At 57.4% G+C, this 17875-nt stretch carries 13 protein-coding genes and 1 pseudogene; 6 read left to right on the top strand and 8 right to left on the bottom strand.

Annotated features, from left to right (window positions below; translation table 11 throughout):
* Positions 1-7 precede the first annotated feature (7 nt).
* The 3 genes from V1280_RS43340 to V1280_RS43330 form a co-directional block, all read right to left on the bottom strand.
* Positions 8-2059, bottom strand: coding sequence for a hypothetical protein (locus V1280_RS43340; RefSeq protein WP_334537071.1), 2052 nt, complete (start codon positions 2057-2059; stop codon positions 8-10).
* Positions 2060-2279: 220 nt separating this feature from the next.
* Positions 2280-3584, bottom strand: a complete 1305-nt coding sequence (locus V1280_RS43335; protein ID WP_334537069.1) for a glycosyltransferase family 4 protein — start codon at positions 3582-3584, stop codon at positions 2280-2282.
* Between the two features lie 291 nt (positions 3585-3875).
* Entirely contained in the window at positions 3876-4430 is a 555-nt protein-coding gene (locus V1280_RS43330) for a hypothetical protein (protein WP_334537067.1), read from the bottom strand.
* 751 nt (positions 4431-5181) lie between these two features.
* Between V1280_RS43330 and V1280_RS43325 the strand changes: the two are divergent.
* A pseudogene (locus V1280_RS43325) lies at positions 5182-8287 on the top strand (efflux RND transporter permease subunit).
* Positions 8288-9005: 718 nt separating this feature from the next.
* Here the strand turns inward: V1280_RS43325 and V1280_RS43320 are convergent.
* Complete coding sequence (locus tag V1280_RS43320; protein ID WP_334537066.1) at positions 9006-9266, bottom strand: hypothetical protein; 261 nt, start codon at positions 9264-9266, stop codon at positions 9006-9008.
* Positions 9267-9457: 191 nt separating this feature from the next.
* On the opposite strand from V1280_RS43320, the gene V1280_RS43315 reads away from it, so the two are divergent.
* Positions 9458-9613 (top strand): hypothetical protein, encoded by a 156-nt coding sequence (locus V1280_RS43315; RefSeq protein WP_334537064.1) that lies wholly within the window; start codon positions 9458-9460, stop codon positions 9611-9613.
* 7 nt (positions 9614-9620) lie between these two features.
* A complete protein-coding gene (locus V1280_RS43310; RefSeq protein WP_334537062.1) occupies positions 9621-9884 on the top strand; it encodes a hypothetical protein in 264 nt (87 codons plus the stop codon).
* Positions 9885-10136: 252 nt separating this feature from the next.
* Here the strand turns inward: V1280_RS43310 and V1280_RS43305 are convergent, their stop codons facing one another.
* Complete coding sequence (locus V1280_RS43305; protein WP_334537060.1) at positions 10137-10298, bottom strand: hypothetical protein; 162 nt, start codon at positions 10296-10298, stop codon at positions 10137-10139.
* 269 nt (positions 10299-10567) lie between these two features.
* Between V1280_RS43305 and V1280_RS43300 the strand changes: the two genes are divergently transcribed.
* From V1280_RS43300 to V1280_RS43290, 3 genes are all read left to right on the top strand, one after another.
* Positions 10568-11479 (top strand): class I SAM-dependent methyltransferase, encoded by a 912-nt coding sequence (locus tag V1280_RS43300; protein WP_334537058.1) that lies wholly within the window; start codon positions 10568-10570, stop codon positions 11477-11479.
* A 763-nt stretch (positions 11480-12242) separates the two neighbouring features.
* Positions 12243-12962 carry a PEPxxWA-CTERM sorting domain-containing protein gene (locus V1280_RS43295; RefSeq protein WP_334537056.1) on the top strand — a complete coding sequence of 240 codons (720 nt, stop codon included), beginning with the start codon at positions 12243-12245 and terminating at the stop codon, positions 12960-12962.
* A gap of 410 nt (positions 12963-13372) precedes the next feature.
* Positions 13373-14071 (top strand): hypothetical protein, encoded by a 699-nt coding sequence (locus tag V1280_RS43290; RefSeq protein WP_334537054.1) that lies wholly within the window; start codon positions 13373-13375, stop codon positions 14069-14071.
* Positions 14072-15103: 1032 nt separating this feature from the next.
* On the opposite strand, the gene V1280_RS43285 is transcribed toward V1280_RS43290, so the two are convergent.
* From V1280_RS43285 to V1280_RS43275, 3 genes are all read right to left on the bottom strand, one after another.
* A complete protein-coding gene (locus tag V1280_RS43285; RefSeq protein WP_334537052.1) occupies positions 15104-15355 on the bottom strand; it encodes a hypothetical protein in 252 nt (83 codons plus the stop codon).
* A 1043-nt stretch (positions 15356-16398) separates the two neighbouring features.
* Complete coding sequence (gene gspG / locus V1280_RS43280; protein ID WP_334537050.1) at positions 16399-16890, bottom strand: type II secretion system major pseudopilin GspG; 492 nt, start codon at positions 16888-16890, stop codon at positions 16399-16401.
* Between the two features lie 586 nt (positions 16891-17476).
* Positions 17477-17845: a hypothetical protein gene (locus tag V1280_RS43275; protein ID WP_334537048.1), complete on the bottom strand. Its 369-nt coding sequence runs from the start codon at positions 17843-17845 to the stop codon at positions 17477-17479.
* Between the last annotated feature and the right edge of the window lie 30 nt (positions 17846-17875).

Raw genomic sequence — 17875 nt, 5'->3', positions numbered from 1 at the left:
TGAGTTTCTATAATCCCTTGTTGAATGCACCAATGGCTGTCCACTGAGGTGGACTTGTAGCTTGGTAAATGTCTTCCAAGACAGCCCACGCAGAGACAGAGGGCGCGGCTCCCGACAGCATAAAGCACGATGGAAATTCGGCCACGAACTCGGCGTCGGTCAACCCAACAAAGTTCTTGTAATTCAACGATGTGATGGTCGTAAGAACAGGCGCCTGTTTGGATGCGGCTCGGAGCGCCCGAACTGCACTCGACCCACCGTAGTCTGGCGAGTATCCACCTTCGTAGCCGGTCATTTTCTTTACACCATGGGACAGCGCCCAAGTCTTCCAATTAGCATACATAGTTGCCACGCTCGCCACAGTGAATGTCCCACTCCCACTGTTAGTGGTTGCAGCATAAGCTGAGGCTATGGATGCCTGTATGTCGGCGCCACCCGCTGCGAATGCTGCAGCATCGATGGTCTCTTGTGCAGAATTATACTCAGTAGGGGTAATATATTGGGCACAAACGACATGTGTCACCCAATTCCGGGCGGCCGACTTTGTATACGGCGATTGGGCGGCGCTCGCTTGTGCAAGGTACTTCGAAGATTCTAGTCTATCATCGCATGCTTTTGTTCCAGCTGTTGTTTGGCCGTAGCCAGTCTGAACGCCGCAAAGCACTTGATACTTGGTTCGATCATCTCCGTAGGCCTTGCTGACAATCTGACCCAAGACAGACATCGCCTTACCATACCAGTTGTGGAAGTCCGGTCCCCAGCCATAGGCCGTGGCTTTTGCGTTTGCGTAGCCCGTTTGAAAGAAGTTCGCAGCGGTGTTCCACACCTCATTTGGCCCCTCAAAGCGCGGGATCATCCAAGCGGGACCGTTTGCTTTGCAGTAAGCCGCCAGGCTCGGCATGAAGTCGGTTGCAGGATCGATCGCGAGCGGGGGAGTGACAAAGTACGGATGCGCTCCGACCTCAGCGCTCAGTCTGACCATCAACTCTAGAGGGCAGCCGTTGTCCAGACCGACACTTCCGGCCGCGAGGTCCCCTCCCTGCTTGATCCAGGCATCAAGGGTCGCATCGTACACCAGGGTTGCCATGCTTTGAGACGTGCCCCCTACCGGAAATGAGTTCGACCATGCGGCAAGCGGTCCAGAATACTCACTCAATATTTGAACCGGCCTAGTTCCATTCACATTCAGCGTGCAGGGACCATTGCAGCTAACGTTGAACTTGAGAATGACCGTTGCCTTGTCCACCAGCTTAAAGTCAGGAAGTGTCGCGCTGTATGCTGATCCGATATTCGACGTCACCCCGGCATAAAGGCTCGGACGCAACTCGTAGCTGTGATACGAGAAGTATGTGAGAGGCTTGCGAGTAGCCCAAGTCGTTACATTTGTGGTGTTACCATTCTGCCATCCTAGAAAGCGAATGACGCCAAATTTTGCCTCAAGCAAGCGCTCCTTGAACTTTACGCCGAATACTTGACCAGCATTAAGCGCAGCCTCATCCGAGGCGTGAAATACCTGCACGTTTGTGATGTACGGCGATCCCAAAGCAGAAATTCGAAGGACGAACCTACTGTCTGTCGTCGAGAAAACATACCTCCCCGACCCGCCGGTGCTCGTCAGGCTCCCCGACACCTTGGTGTTGTTCATCCCAAGAGACAAAATACCGTTCCCACTCCAAGTAATGACGTAATTGCCCGGGCGCGACGCTTGGGAGGGAACAAAGAATACGGTATAAACTCCGCCATTGGTGATCTTGGTTGGGTAGCCGTCGCTATCAAGCGTATTAGGATCCGGAGCGCCTGTTCCATCATTCAGCGACCACGTTTGCGCGGTCTTCAAGAGATTGATAAACGGATATGCGCCCCCCCATTGAAGCGCATTGACGCCGACTTGGCTAAGGCCGCCGTTGAACTTCGCTGCGGCGGTGCTGATCGCACTCGCCGCTGGCTTCGCCTGCAATGTCGTCGGAGCCGCCCAACCCATGCGATCGGGCACAAGCGAGGAAATGGCCGTCAGGCCGGTCGATTGGAGAAATGTTCTACGATCGATCAAGCGGCGCATGAACCGGGTCCTTTTTGTTGGCTTGCCTCCCTCCAATGGAACCTCGCATTGCCTGCATTGGAGTTAATTCGGAACCCCGGAAAAACACGACAATGGTGTTTGGTTATCTTGGAACAATGATGAACCATCAATCCTTGCGAAATTTACTTCCGTTATGCAAAAGTCCGTTAACCCAAATAATCTTTACGCCATTTTCGTCAGTCCCGGAGCCTCGAGCTACCTACTCGTTGTTAAGATTTCGTGGCGACCTGCTCCAAAAGAAACTGGGCTTGGGCCCTCCCGTTCGTACCCAATCGTAGATCCGGAGCAAGCTGTCCGCTTTGCGGTCCCAAGTGTAATAGGCTTGAGCATGCTCCCTGGCAGCTGCGCCCAAGCGGGCTATCAAATCGTTATCCACCGCGAGGCGGGCCAATGCCTCGCCGAACCCGGCCCTCAGTTGATCATATGGCCCGACAGGCAGCTTGATGCCGCGGTCCACATCGATCAACGTTGCTGGGCCGCCGTAATCCGTAACGACGCAGGGCAACCCGCAAGCCATTGCTTCGATCACCACGCCAGCGCCAAGTTCGCGGATCGACGGCTGCACGAAAACATCGGCGAGACGCATGAACTTCGCAACCTCACTCTGTGTCTTCCAGCCCACGAGCTCGATCCGACCGGACCAGCCATTCTGCATGATCAGCCGCTCCAGCTCTGGCCGCTCCGGTCCATCGCCCACCACGATCATCCGATGTTGTTGCAGCGCCGGGTGCATCCCAAAGGCCTCAACCGCCAATTGCGGGAGCTTGTAAGGTACCAACCGACCAACAAAGAGAAATATCTTTTGTCCTGTCTGCCGCTTTGCGGCGGACTCGACAAAAACGCTGGGATCAATACCAACTTCGGGAAAATTGATCATGCGGGCTTGAAAGCCGTCGCCGATATCGCTGGCCGTGTGATTAAAGGCAGCAAGTATTGCAGAGCTATCTCGATAGGTGGACCTGCGATAGGGCAGATATCGATAGGCGCCTCGAACATATGAGAGCCATTCGCGCTCGCGCGCTAGCTCCGAACGGAATTCGGCCGGCCATTTCAAACCGCCATTGAGGGGCCCCAGGACAAAAGGAATTCCGTAGGGCTTTAACCAAGAGGCCAGCGGGCTCGGAAGCGTTGGCGACATCGGCGTCAGCCGGTGGACTACATCGAAACGCCTAGCTTTGAAATCAGCCTTAAAACGCTTCCAGACTTCCCACTCAAACGCAATATAGGCCGGATAAGCCATTGCAATGTTGGTGGTCCAACCCACGGCATTACCACCGCGAACGAGGGTCGCGAGCTTGTAGAGAGGAGCCGCAACATATTCATTGTCAATGAACTCAACCGTGACCGCTCCGAATCCGGCCCGCTCGATATTCTCTCTGTTTCTCACATGCGTAGCGACAACAACTTGCGCCCTCTCGGCAAGAGCCTTGGCAGCCTTGTAACCAACTACAGGCAACGACGGCCAATCTGGATTGCAGTCATCCGCCAGCACAAGTACGCGCATCTGATCTTTCCGTAGGTGCACTCGGCACGGAGAAGTCTAAATCACGACCAACTCGCGCTGGAGCGCGTCGTGCCATGGGGTTGAGACGATTGGGAAAACAGGCGATGGTGGCAGGCAATACTAGATCGATGCTACCAAAAGATACGTCTAGGCTCGATCTAAAGCTGCCTGCGAAAGCCTTTGGGCTTCGAGACACGCTTGCTTGACTGTGATTCCATCATTCGTATTGTCCGACCACTGGGCTTTCGTCCAACTGCAGTTGGAGCGATCCTTCTTACGCATATTTGGTTCCTACCAGAATCGTCGAATAACTGCTCGCACTTCTCCCGGACCAACGTGTGGGCGATGCGCCAAGTAGGCGGACATCAGCGCAAGCTGCTCCTGATCATGGTAGAGGGCACCGCGCGGACGCAAACTATGATCGACCGGCACGCAATCGATTATGCCGATCCGTAGATCCCTGCTTCGGGCGATGATTGGCCACGTCAAATCATATCCCCACCCCATGGGACTCTCAAGACTAAAGGGATGAACCAGCGACAGAAGATCGCGCCGGAAGGAAACCACAGGCCCGCCCTCAACAAAATTCGTCTGTCGCGCTCGCAAGAGTGGTCGACGCCTAACGATTTCGTGGTCCGTGAAGCTCCGCCAAGTTCTAGCCGGCTGAGCCAAAGCAAAACCCAGCTGCTGCTGTACGGCAAAAAAACTGTCGGTGAAATCATCTGCTACCAGCACATCATCATCAGAAAAAAGAAAGTAGTCAAAATTCACCAAGTCATCAGGCGTTATTAGTTCATTGATGATTTGCCATTTTGGCCTGAGAGCCTTAAGTGTCTCGGCGGTCACAAGACGGACCTCCTCACTTGGAGGCCCCCCCATCACGGAGACCCAGCGCTGCTCGATGGATACGCAGCGCGCCCTTCCAAACACTTTAACCAGGTGCTCCACGTAATTGCTCTTCTGAGCCATGTATATGCCGAGGACGAGCACTTTTGGCCGGCCAGTGGGTCCGACAGGAGATCTTCGGCTTTTCGGCTGCGCCGGGAAACCGCAGATTCGCGCCAAGTGCCTTGTCAACTTAAGCGTCAAGCTCATGCATGGACTCAAAAATTAATCAAGGCTCGACCAGGGACATACGCCAGCAGACGGCGGCCGATCTCGGCTGAAGCGATCGAACTGAGCTACCGATCCAAACACACTTTGCTATATTCTTCGCGCTTCCTTCTTCGCATATTCGGCCATTTCATCAAGATTGTTTTGGTAGCTAGATTTCAGTTAGTCTCTGACGCGGTTGAGCTTGCGACGGAGCAACCCTATCGGAAGCGTTCCTGATGATAGCTTAACCACCTACCATCCTACTAGCCGCTTAATCGCAACCAAGGATAGATATCAACGATGTATATCTGCTAAGGGTATTTCGGTGGTATCCGCCTCGAGTAAGCACAGCTGCACTAGTGGTAAGGAACCTGCTTTCACGATTAGTCCGTAACGAAGTGCCGAAATTGGCGCCTTGGGGACGTCAGCGCAGATTTGATCCACTTGCCTTAATAGATGAGGTTGGCTCTGCAGGACCGCCCAAGGAGCCGACAGGAACTGTATGCTGTCGATCTCACAGCCCTTCATCCGCAGGCCAGTCGGCACGACGCTGCTCTCGGTCGGGCTGCTGCTCCTCGGTATCGTGGCCTACCGGTTCTTGCCGGTCGCCTCCGTTCCGAACGTCGATTTCCCGACCATCTTCGTCTACGCGTTTCGCCCGGGCGCAGATCCCTCGATCATGGCCAGCACCGTGGCCGCGCCGCTCGAGCGGCGGCTCGGCGAAATCTCCGGTGTCAACCAGATCACCTCGACCAGCACACTCGGCTTGAGCAGCGTCCTCCTGCAATTCGACATCGGCCGCAGCCTCGATCGCGCCGCCAGGGACGTCCAGGCCGCAATCAACGCCGCGCTGCCCGACCTGCCAGCCGACCTGCCCTCGCTTCCGCGCTTTGGCAAGGCGAATACGTCCGGCGCTCCCGTCTACGTCCTCGCCCTCACATCCAGGACACTCTCGACGGCCGCCCTCTACGACGTCGCGGACACCGTGCTGCTGCAGCGCATCGCGCAGGTGCCGGGCGTCGGCAATGTCACGGTCAGCGGGGCCGATCAGCCGGCGGTGCGCATTCAGCTCAACCCCGTCGCGCTGTCGAATGCGGGAATCGCGACCGACGACGTGCGGACCGCCATCATCAACGCCAATCCGCTCGGTCCCGTCGGCATCTTCAACGGCGAGCGCCAGAGCGAGACGCTTTCGCTCAACCGCCAGATGCGCTCGGCGAAGGAGTTCCGCGACATCCTCGTCAAGAGCTCCAACGGCAATTTCGTGCGGCTCTCCGACGTCGCCGACATCGAAGATTCCGTGAAGAACGTACGTTCGGTCGCCTGGTTCAACAAGCAGCCCGCAGTGCTGATCGAGATCAGGAAACAAGGCGATGCCAACGTCATCGACACGGTCGACGGCGTGAAAGCGCTGATCCCCGCCCTGAAGCAGTGGATCCCTGCCGGCGTTGACATCTCCACTCTGGTCGACCGCACCGGCACCATCCGCGCCAGCGTGACCGACATGCAGTGGACGTTGTTGGCAACGGCGTTCCTCGTCATGATCGTCGTGTTCGTATTCCTGCGCCGGCTCACGCCGACGATCGCCGCCGGCATCTCGGTGCCGCTGGCCCTGGCCGGGACCTGCGCGGGCATGTGGATCGCTGGCTTCTCGATCGACAATCTGTCGCTGATGGCGCTCGCCATCTCGGTCGGATTCGTAGTCGACGATGCGATCGTCATGATCGAGAACATGTACCGCAATCTTGAGCGCGGCATGCAGCCGTTCCAGGCGGCGCAGGAGGGCGCGCGGCAGATCGGCTTTACCGTGGTCTCGATCAGCCTGTCGCTGATCGCCGCCTTCACGCCCCTGATCTTCATGGACGGCATCGTCGGCCGCCTGCTGCGCGAGTTCTCGCTGACGCTGACCTTCGCAATCCTGGTCTCGACGCTGGTGTCGCTGACGGTCACGCCGATGATCTGCGCCCATTACATCCGGCAGACCACGTCCACCTCCGCAACGCTGTTCGACCGCCTCATCGAAGGCTCCCTGTCGCGCATCGTCGCCTTCTATGCCCGCAGCTTGCGCGCGGCGCTCGAATTCCCGTTGCTGACGCTGCTGGTGTTCTTCGCGACCATCGGCCTCACGGTCACGCTCTACATCAAGGTGCCCAAGGGCTATTTCCCGACGGACGATTCCGGCTTTGTGATCGGCGCAACGCGCGCCTCCGCCGACACCTCCTTCCAATCGATGCTGGGCCTACAGCAACAGCTCGCCGATATCGTTCTCGCAGATCCGGCGGTGGCCGGGCTCGGCTCGGTTGTCGGAAGCGGCGGAGGTCCCGGAGGTCAAGGCGCAAACCGCGGCACCATGTTCATCAACTTGAAACCGCCGGACCAGCGCGGATTTGTCTCGACCGAAATCGTGATCGACCGGTTGCGCAGCGCGCTCTATCCGGTCGCGGGTATTCGCCTGTTCATGTTCGCCGCCCAGGACGTTCGCGCCGGTGGACGGCAGAGCGACTCCAACTACCAATATACGCTCACCAGCGCCGATCTCGGCCTGCTGCAGAAATGGGCGCCGATCGTGGCCCAGCGCATGGAGACCGTTGAGGGCATCACCGACGTCTCCAGCGACCGCGATCCGAACGGATTGCAGCTGACGCTCGCGATCGACCGCCAGAAGGCCTCGATCCTCGGGGTCCGCGTCCAGGACATTGGACAACGCGCTGAACAACGCCTTTTCGCAGCGGCAGATCTCGATCATCTACACCCAGCGCAACCAGTACATGATCGTGCTGGAGATCGATCCGAAATTCCAGGTCGATCCGTCTAATCTCGATCGCGTCTTTGTCCGCGGAGCGAACAATACCCAGGTGCCGCTGTCGGCCGTGGTGCACGCGACACGTGGGCTCGCCGCACTCGCGGTCTATCATTCGCAATCGGTGCCTTCGACCACGGTATCGTTCAATCTGCTGCCCGACGTGCCGCTTCAGGCTGCAACCCAAAACATCCAGCGCGCGGTCGACGAGCTGCACATGCCGGAAGGCATCCGCGGCAGCTTCGATGGCAATGCCGGCGATTTCGCCAGGACCAGCGGGCGTCAACCACTCCTGATCCTCGGCGCGCTGGTGGCGATGTATATCGTGCTCGGCGTGCTCTATGAGAGCCTGGCCCAACCGCTCACGATCATCTCGACGCTGCCATCGGCCGGCCTGGGCGCGCTGCTCGCGCTCCAGATCACCAACACACCGCTGACGGTGATCGCCTTTGTCGGCATCATCCTCTTGATCGGCATCGTCAAGAAGAACGGCATCATGATGGTCGACTTCGCGCTCGATGCCGAGCGCCAGCGCGGCCTGTCCTCGGCGGAAGCGATCTTCGAGGCCTGCCAGGCGCGCTTCCGCCCGATCCTGATGACGACCATGGCGGCGCTATTCGCCGGCATTCCGCTGGTGGTCGCGACCGGGCCGGGCACAGAGCTGCGGCGCCCGCTCGGCATCACCATCATCGGCGGCCTGTTCGTCTCGCAGGTCCTGACCCTCTACACCACGCCCGTGATTTACCTTTTGATTGACCGGCTGCGGCGATCGCGAGTGCCGGCAACAAACGTAGCACCAGCAGAATGAGGAGCTCCTGCCGTATTCAACATGCGTCATCGCGTAAGGTTCGCTTCCCTTCGCAAGGCGACCACGAGCGATTTCACGCAGCAGATTTAATCAATGGAGCGAGGCCGAGTTGATCAGCCCTTCAAAGAAGACGTGCTGTTCGCGAACGTGTACATAGACCTCCACGCTAATCGCGCTTGGATCGAACCCGCAGGACAAGGGACGACGATCGGATTCAGCGGTAGCCTCGGAATCTAGCCGCCAATCCAAGATGTTCTTTGCAAGATGCGCTTTCGCTGCCTTTTTCGCAGGTTCGGCGATGCCAAATTTGGCTAAGTGCCGTGTCAACAGCTCGGTGCCGAAAGACCTCAAGAAGTTTATGGCGCAGGGACCGATAGCTACGGATTTCCCAAGATAGTTCCGCCACGTCAAACGCCATCAGCCACTCGATCGCCGATCGCGGCCCAATATCGGCAATAATGATCCGTCGGAGGACGACGTAATGCTCCTGGCTCTCCCCAGTAACAACGTAACAACAAAGGTTCGGGTCTCAGGACCTCTAGCTCTTCTGGGAGAAGGCATGTCGTGGGGCACCGTGCAACTTGGAATGGTCCGTTCATTGTGACGACGCCCTGTCCTAACCAGCAATTCGGACTGCGAACCGTCACCCTGCCAGCACCATCCAGAACGAAGCGGCCATGACCCGCCCCGCACGACGCCGGATCAGGTGCGCGGACCGCTACTCGTTGGCCAGCACCTTGAGATGCATAGCGTTGATCGAGAGGTCATCATCGTCCCAGGCAACGGCCGCGCTGTGAGATGCGACATGCGCGCGGGCGAACATCGTGGGCTCCCTCAGGGGCGCAAGGGTATCGCCACCGCTGGCAATCCTTCCGGCGAGATTGATGGTGTCCGTCGCCCGCCCGCCGCGCCATCGGATGCGCAAGGTCGACGGACCCTCGACCGTGACAGTTTCGATCCGTGAGGTTTTCTGCGCCATGTTGCACCTCGCCTCAGACAGCCACATTTCGGATAGACTACGCGTTCGCGTGCCTGGCGGCTTCCTCGATCATGGCAGCCTTTTTCGCTTCGATAAATGTCGCGTAGCAGCGCTGGCTCGACGCTCCGCGCCTCCTTGAACGCGGCATTCCGCTCGCGCATCCCGCCGCTGGCGGACATCTTCTCGAGGGCATGGTCGACCGCCGCGACGGCGGCACGGGCTCGATCGACGGCGGTGATGTGCTTCGCGAGGCCGATGGCCATCATGCGGCCATCTCCTCGAGCGTGCGCGCGATCGCTTCGGTCGAGGCCTGGACCGATTACTTCCATTGTACAGGTGATAGCTGAGGCGGAAGTGTTCGCCGCGGAGGCAGCAGTAGATGATCCGGCCGGGTTGTTCGTCGACCGTTGCGACGTCGACGGCGCCGATATGTCCGGCCTCATCGATCCACATCGCCGCGACGCCGGCGGCGTGGAGATAGTACTCGGCGAGTTCGTCCTGGTCGCGCTTGTTGCTCATGCCCCCGACGCCATGCGTCCCCGATTTGCGGCGATGCATCAAGCTTACAGACCTTCCGCGTGCGATCATTTTAACCGCGACTTAAGGGGCAGCCAATAGGCTGCTTTGAGAGTTTCAATCGCTACCCTTGTTGCTCTCCTCGCTCTTCATTTCGCGGACGAGCAATACAACAGCGGCCGCTATTTTCGAGCCCCAACGACGATGCTGTCCAACATCAGCAAGTCGTTCGATTGAAGATCTTTGAAGTGTCTGCCGAGTCGCTCCGACTTTTGGCCGCCTTGTCTATTTAGGTTCAGGCCGACGTAGTTTCGCGATGGTTCGCGCGTGTGGTTCATGCTCTGAAAATCGCGATCAGTGTCGAGATCGGGACGAAGCCGATAGATCAATGCTTCGAGCTTGCGCACCTTCGGCTACGTTCGGCCAGACGAATGACGCCGCCGACGGCGCCACGATCGTCACCGTCGTGCCGAGCTCCAGTCGTCCGGCCGGCACCTGCTCCGTAATGGTTACCATTGGACTGCTCCTTCCATCGAGCTCGGCCTCAATCGCTTCGACGTCGTGTCGTACGGCCGAACCAGGCTGACTGCATAGCCCGGGCAAACCGGGCATTCTCGCAAATCGGATACCTGCGCCGCGAGGTTAAATGAGAGGAAGCGCGGGCGAAGAGCGACCCGACGTTCCCCGACAAATGGCCGATCCCCCTGGGGGAGTGAACTTCCCGCCTGTCAAGGGCTAGGCAGGTGGGGCAACGTGGGGTAGTGCTAACCCTTTCGGAGACGAAAATGCCGACTCATGTTCCCCAGGCCTTTTTCATCGATCGGCAGCGTTGCATCAATTGCGGATCGACCAATTTCTCGGAACTATCGAACGGTCGGTATACCGACGAACCGCTGCACGGCTTTTTAGCCGCTGACCCGTGGGGTGAAGATCCCTTGCCTCACTTGCAATCAGCAACGTGGTCTCTCGCGAAATGCTCCGATTGCGCCCAGATATTCCATCGGCGGATACTCAATGAAGAGTGGAACGAGCGGCGCTTTAGCCGCTGGATGAGCGCCGACGCCATCGTCGAGTTTGAGCGTCGCCTTGGACCGGCGTTTCCCCGCACCTTCTCTTCGGCAACCGCACACGTCGAACACATCCTCAGGATAGAAGCTGTCACCCGGTCCATTCGCGGACAAGAAGCCGTTCGCCTTCTCGATTTTGGCTGCGGCTTTGGTTCCTTCATCGAAGCATGTACTCATTTCGGCTTCGAAGCTATCGGCGTCGATCGCTCGGTAGGGCGTCGCTCAAAAGCAGCCGTGGATATCAAGAGCTCGCTCGATGATGTTGCCGGTAAATTTCACGCCATCACGTTGTTCGAGGTGATGGAGCATCTCGACAGTCCAAATTCCGTCTTGGCGAATCTAGCTGAACTCGCCGCCCCTGGCGCCATCCTTGTACTAGAAACACCAGATTGCGCCGGCCTCACTGACATTTTGACGGCTCGCGATCATCGTTTGGCTGACCCTCTTGAGCACATCAACTGCTTCACACACACGACGCTTAAGTCGATAGCGGAGCGCAACGGCTTCCGCCCCATCCAACGGCCGCCAGTTTTCGTCATGGCAGATTTGGGGCGAGCCGCAAAACGTATGGCAAAGCACGCAATGAAGCGGGACGGGAAATCGACGCAACTATACTTCCGCAAGGACTAGATCACCAAACCATTCGCCGCTTGCGAGCGTTGTACGCGCACCGCTTCAAAGAGCGGCGGGGGCTGGGCGGGAGGGGCAAACGTGAGAGTTAACTTGCGCCAAGACGCCGCGACGAGAGCGATCTTACCGGCCGCGGTGAAGGTCACAGCATGAACAGTCCCCGGCGCAATGACGGCCGCCCGACGTGTTCGAATTAAAACCGGGACATCAGAGTTAACGTATCGGAACCATCGCCGCAGCGCTCGCCTGGGCTCGGGCAGAACTGATGAACCCCGAGAAAACTCTTGCGGCGATCATCCGGTCACCCTTCCGGCAGTCAAGGCCAAAAAGCCAATATTTTCAACACTTGGCGGTTCCTACTCACCAAAAGCGATTAACCAGTGAGTTCGCATCGCGAATTGCGCAATTGCCTAAACGGAACAAATAGTGAACGATATAATGCGGGTCGAATCTGCGGAGTAACGTGCAGATGAACGAGCCGATCAATCGGAAACAAAAGCGGGGATTCGAGCCTCCCAACGTCGGTCCTTATTCCGAACGTCGTACTCTCACTTCTAACAGTAGGGGCTCCAAATCTGGTTCGCGTGGCTTTCGACGAAGCGGATAGGACAACGTTTCCGCCTTTCCGAAGATTATGCATTCAAGGCGTCAATATCTCGATACTTCCGGTTGAGCATCCGAAGACCGGGCAAAAGCCATCTGGATCATCAAATTGACCAAATACAGGAACCGTGGTTTATTTTAATTTTAAATGGGGAATTCGATGTTGTTGGGAAAATCTCATTTTTCGCTTGCGCTGCTTCTAGGAGCTGCGCTGTCAATCCCTCCGCGTTCGGCGGCAAGCGCAACCACTTTGACCTTTGGTTACGACGCAACCATTACCGCGATCGAGCTCGATGGAGACCTCACCTTCTTAGCCAACGCGGGAGCAGGCACCCAAGTCGGGCAGACTGTGCATGGCCAGTTTAGCTATAACACCGGTGCCGCGTCGGTTTCGTATTTTCCAAACGCTCTGGACTATTCGACCGGCGGCCTCACGATCTACTTTCCGTCAAGTACGGTATCGGGAGGGAACATCGTAAGAATCTCCAACGGCTCATCCGGGCAGGATCGTGTAGATGTCTTCGGGTCGACGACGTACGCCACAGCAGCACAGACGCATGCACTTGAAACCGACTTTCAACTGAATCTGGTCGATAACACTGCGACTGCACTCAGCTCCCTAGCTCTTCCCGCGTCCTATGACCTCGCCGGTTTTGATTTTCGAAACATGTCTTATCGAGAAATCGACGCTTACAGTCCGACCGGTGAATGGGACCAAGCTCAATACATTTCCGGACAGATAATTTATTCGTTCGAAATCAATGCCGTTTATCAAATGAGTGCCGTCCCCGAGCCCTCAACCTGGGCGATGCTGATTCTCGGCTTTGCCAGCGTTGGCCTCATGACGTATCGCCGCCGCAACGTCCTTTCCGCGGCCTGATAGCCTCCCCATCAGAACAGCAGGAAGACCCGCCTCTGGACGGTCTTTTTGTTTGTGGAGCGCGCGCTGGCTGGATTGTTCTCACGCAAAAGCTGCGAAATGCTATGCCCTTGAAGCGGCTAGGAGCCTTCGGATGTTCCACAAACCAACCGTGTTCGTGCTGGGTGCGGGAGCAAGCGTGGAGTGTGGGCTCCCACTAGGGCCAGCGCTTGCGAAGTCAATCGCGATCTCGCTGCATCCAGCGCTGGCCAACGAGGGAAATCTTCTCACTTACCTCTTTGAGCACTACATAACTGAGCAGCGCGACGACTACATCGCGGCGGCAAACGAACTGCATTCCACCCTACTTTCGAGCCCATCTGTCGACGACGCCCTGAATTGGCTTTCCGGAAATCCGCTAGCGGTAAAGCTTGGAACAAATCGGAATCGCTCGATCGATACTCGGAGCGGAACATTCAAGTGTTCTTTCGCTCGCAAACGACCCGACCGAGTTCGCCAAGTTCGATCAGACGTGGCTTCACCAATTCTTCGCGATGGCTAAGCGGAACCTGAAGCGAGAGGACCTGCTTAAGACCTTCCAAAACGTCACGATCATCAACTTCAATTACGATCGTTGTGTGGAGCAGTATTTATTTCACGCATTCCACCAACGCGGCGCAGTCAGTAGAGACGATGCTCGGACCGTCGTGCGTTCGCTGAGAATGATCCGCCCTTATGGCGCTCTAGGATCCCTCTGGGGTGAATTAGCATTCGGTGATTACAGCACCAACCCGATATCGGCCGCCGATCGCATATTGACCTTGACGGAACAGCTCGCACAGGACGTGGACGATGCAATCAAGAAGGCGATATTGGACGCGCACGTCATTGTAATCTTGGGGTTTGGCTTCCACGAGCAAAACATGGAAGCTCTTACGGTCGACTCCGAATACAAGCATCGCAATATTTTTGCGACGCTATTCGGTCTCGACTATCAAATCACGGGACAGGTCAGGGAGCACATCGGGCGAGCGGTTAAAACTGACCCGCCCTATGTCCAGGGGCAACAGACTGTTTGCGGCACATTTCTAAGAAATTTCGAAATTCCGATATTAAGGGCGGCTGCCTAGCTCACTTTTGTCGTGGGATCTGCCCGACGCCCATTGACCTCACGCGCAGGTTGCGGAAAGCTGGCGCCTTTCCAGATCAAAGGCTATTGCGTCATGAGTATAGAGGACCTGAGCGACGAACACGTCCTCCGCCTTTACGGCAACATCCGCGAACAAGTCACCGCAGATCGCCTATATGGCGGCCCTCACCGTCTCCTAGGCACCACCGCAAAGCAGCGAGCCGACGTCCTGCGCGAGGAAATCGATCGCCGGCGGCTCCGGGCCGATCGGATTGATTGGTAGATCGAGAGACCCAGGCTTTACACAGTTAAGCGCAAGCAACCTCAATTGTGCCGCTTGTCCGTCGAGGGGGAGTCTAATGCGGTCGTTCCTACAAAAGGCGGCCGTCTGGTTGCTCGCTGCGATCGGACTTGGTCCGCTGATATCGAAAGCAATCGAAAAGTGGGCTGAGCGAAACGGCTGTCTCTCGATGATCCAACCAAAGGCATGCAGTGGGCGCTGAGCGTCGCAAGCTCCATCACGGATTGGCCTCTCTTTTACCCGCTGATCGGCTTCCGTCGGGGTCAGGCTTCGCGCGGCGCGTCGCGCGATATCCCGTGTAGGACATGCGCGGGAGCGACCAGGGGGCGGAGTCGCAAACATCAGGCGACACTGGCGACCATGTTGATCCCAGTAAGCTGACGCTGGGACAATGAATCGATCGATGGATCGCCGCCGGCGCACCAGGCCGCAGAAAGAAGAAGGTTGGCCAAAGGACGCTGGAACGGTACGAGGAGCTAAGGTAGACGAAGGCAGACCGATGTCGTTAAGCGACTGACTGAAGTCCATGAGGCCGAACATTCTCCACACATTCTCGCTTCCCGTCCGAAGAGCAATGGTTCCCGACCAGGTATGAAAAACTCGACTAAGAACCACGTTTTTGGACTTTGGAGCGAGACCAAGGAGATCTCAGCTTAACGTTTTTCCAGTTTTGGCCTGTTAGTTCCCGCTGCAGAGATTTGATTGATGATCGGCTTGGCTAAAGATCGAGGGTCACACCACGTCGTCAGGCCGACCGATGATCTGCAACTTCCATTTCATCTGCGGCTGGCTCTGCCTGACGCAGAATCGTCCGTTGATGACGTTGAGCTTGAGGATGGAGCTGGGCAGGTTGCGGCAGCAGCTCTGGGTGCTGTCGGGAAACCCCGGCTGGTAGACGTAAAGCCGGGTGTAGAAGGGTTCGACCGAAATGAGCAAATCGATCGTCTTGACGGCACGAGGGATCTTGCCACTGAGATCGATCAATCGATCTCCGGGATTGCAAGCGAGCGTTACGAGCGCGAGAGCCCAATACACCATCCGAGCTTAGCCGAACGGTTGGAACACGTCAGTCGAGAAAGCGCCGCTCGCCCAGCGGTGCCGCGACGGTCGAGCTAAAGCGTGGTCTCATGCCACATGCGGTCTCCCGTCCCGCCGAACAGGGTGGTCGCCGAGTTGATCAGATCTACTCGGTAAGGTTGATCGGTTAGGTTAAATTCCGAGTTCTGTTGCTCACTCTGCGAGTCTCACTATTGCTTCCCTTATGGGCAAGAAGCAATCCACGCCTTCAGCAAGTCGGTCGCCAAACTCGGCGCTCAGTCGCATGCGCGAAGAAGTGCTCAGGCTGAGGCGGGAGGTCGAACTAGAACAAGCGCGAGCCGATGCCATCGCAGCTCAGCAACACGATCATCTGAAACACGCCAAATAGGCCGCCCACGAAGCCCGGTTTCCGATGGCGGGCCAATGTTAACATTCACTCTTGCGAAGCGATGGCTTGGCTCGAGCAGTCGACAACGTCTGGTCCAACTGTTAGCGGCTGCAAAATCGGACGCCTAACACCGGCATGAGGGCAGATTAGTCCTGCCCACCGCGAGGCTCCTTGTCGTCGCCCCTTCGCATCGCACAGACAACTCTCTGGGCCAAGACCGCACGATCGGACCCGTTCCGGTCAGCCACATTCCCGTCGCTCGCTGGCGATCGCAGTCTCGAAAGTTCGGAAAGAGACCTGAGGGTCAGCTTTGGCTTGAGGCGCACACCACCAGAACGCGAAAAGGGCATGGGTGTTATCTCATGTAAAAAAAGCCAACTTTAGCGGCCGCGCCGCCGCCGTCAATTCAGTCGGGAGTAAAAATAGAGACTATCGGGGCTGATGAACCAGGCAGGGTAACCGCCAGCCCGACTCCAATTCGCCTGCACCTCGTTTCGCAATTTTCCAACCAACCACGCTTCCGTTGAGCGCCAGCTATCTGAAGTTTCTGCGCCGACTCCGGTTTCAGCGAACGCAGGCGCGTTGGTCCAGCTCCATCGTATCACCCATTATCTGCCCAGGCACGGCTCGCGCTCGCTGCGGAGGCAGGCTTCCTGGTCCCCTTACCCGTCGGCCCGAGCGAGTAGACATTGTATTCGCCCTGCTCCGAGACGGAGTACTGATAGGGGCGGCCCCACGGATCGAGCAAAGTCTTGGCGTTCTTCAAATAGGGGCCGTTCCAGCGAGGCGCTTCCGGCGTCGCTTCAACCAATGCCCTCAGTCCTGCGCCCGAGCTCGGATAGGAGCCATTCTCCACGTAGTACATCTCGAGCGCTGTGTTGATGTTCTCGATCTGAAGCTGAGCGGATTGCGTCTTCGCCTTTCCGAAATAGCCCATCACTTGCGGCGTCGCCATGGCGGTAAGCGCGGCGAGGATGCCCATCACGACGAGCAGCTCGAGCAACGTATACCCGGCCGCCCCTGACCGGCGCCTGCCATGACGAAGCTTCCTGATGCGCTGCGGCGCCGAAGATTTGTTCGTGTCGACGGTCATGATGCCCCCAAACAAGTAGCCTTGCATTTCGGGGTATCCTCATCCCGCCTCGTGTTCATCGAGTTAATGGAACCGGTAACTTCGAGCCAGCCTGAATATGGGGGTAGCAAACCGGCGAGAATGCGCGGCCACACGAAAGCCAGGCGTTAAGCTTTTCGGCAAGTTAATGGCACACATGGGGGAATCGAATCGGCCATCAAGCTTAACCGGCGAGTTCATTTGTATCGAAATCCGGCCGCACCTATAGGTCTGCACCATAGATCGAAAAAACAGAAGTTCGTTAAATGTTTGCAGGAGAACTCGACTTGCAGCGCATCAACGTATCCAAGAGCGTTACACTCGACCCGATCGAGAAATCATTGTGCTTGCGCTATGCGGAAGTTCTCGCGCTTCGTAAGGCCGTGCGGAAGGAGAGCTCGACCTCGGCAACGAAGAGGCCCAGGCGGAGCGGCAACAAACGGACGCGTGTGAACGGCAAGTGAGGTTGATGTTCAGGCACGCCCTTGACCGATACCGGTGACGGGCTCTCCTGGAACAGCTAAAGCGCGTAGGATCGATCCCAACCCTTCAGCGCAGAGACCTGATATCAATTGCAGCGATTGAGGCTGCGCAAGCGCGGACCGTCGAACCAAATCAGACGACATCGCGTCACGTCCGGGCGGCCATAGCTATCGCGCGCCCACCTCCCATAAATCGCGTATTCGCCGTACCCGAATGGATAGTCGTAACCGTCATCCAGCCTGTTGGAGACGTAACGTGCGACCGGGTAGGAGAGGTCTGGCGTCACGACGGTCACCACAGGAGGCGCAATCCGCGCGAGGCGTGCATCGTATCCGTAAGCGCTGCGCCAATGAGGTTTGCGATAGAGTCTCGCTCCGTCGCCCGCTTCGACAATGGAAGGAGCGAGTATCGCCACAATCGCGACAGTCGCTACGGTAAACGTCGTGGCTTTCATCGATATCCTCGCTCCGTTCGCCCTCCCCTT

The organism is Bradyrhizobium sp. AZCC 2230, assembly GCF_036924495.1.
GTDB lineage: Bacteria > Pseudomonadota > Alphaproteobacteria > Rhizobiales > Xanthobacteraceae > Bradyrhizobium > Bradyrhizobium rifense.
This window is presented reverse-complemented; position numbering and strand designations above follow the sequence as displayed.

Excerpts from the sequence above, each read along its gene's own strand:
- V1280_RS43305 (WP_334537060.1), bottom strand. The coding sequence starts at position 10,298 with ATGGTAACCATTACGGAGCAGGTGCCGGCCGGACGACTGGAGCTCGGC.
- V1280_RS43300 (WP_334537058.1), top strand. The coding sequence starts at position 10,568 with ATGCCGACTCATGTTCCCCAGGCCTTTTTCATCGATCGGCAGCGTTGC.
- V1280_RS43275 (WP_334537048.1), bottom strand. The coding sequence starts at position 17,845 with ATGAAAGCCACGACGTTTACCGTAGCGACTGTCGCGATTGTGGCGATA.
- V1280_RS43295 (WP_334537056.1), top strand. The coding sequence starts at position 12,243 with ATGTTGTTGGGAAAATCTCATTTTTCGCTTGCGCTGCTTCTAGGAGCT.
- V1280_RS43335 (WP_334537069.1), bottom strand. The coding sequence starts at position 3,584 with ATGCGCGTACTTGTGCTGGCGGATGACTGCAATCCAGATTGGCCGTCG.
- V1280_RS43315 (WP_334537064.1), top strand. The coding sequence starts at position 9,458 with ATGGTCGACCGCCGCGACGGCGGCACGGGCTCGATCGACGGCGGTGAT.
- V1280_RS43320 (WP_334537066.1), bottom strand. The coding sequence starts at position 9,266 with ATGGCGCAGAAAACCTCACGGATCGAAACTGTCACGGTCGAGGGTCCG.
- gspG (WP_334537050.1), bottom strand. The coding sequence starts at position 16,890 with ATGACCGTCGACACGAACAAATCTTCGGCGCCGCAGCGCATCAGGAAG.
- V1280_RS43340 (WP_334537071.1), bottom strand. The coding sequence starts at position 2,059 with ATGCGCCGCTTGATCGATCGTAGAACATTTCTCCAATCGACCGGCCTG.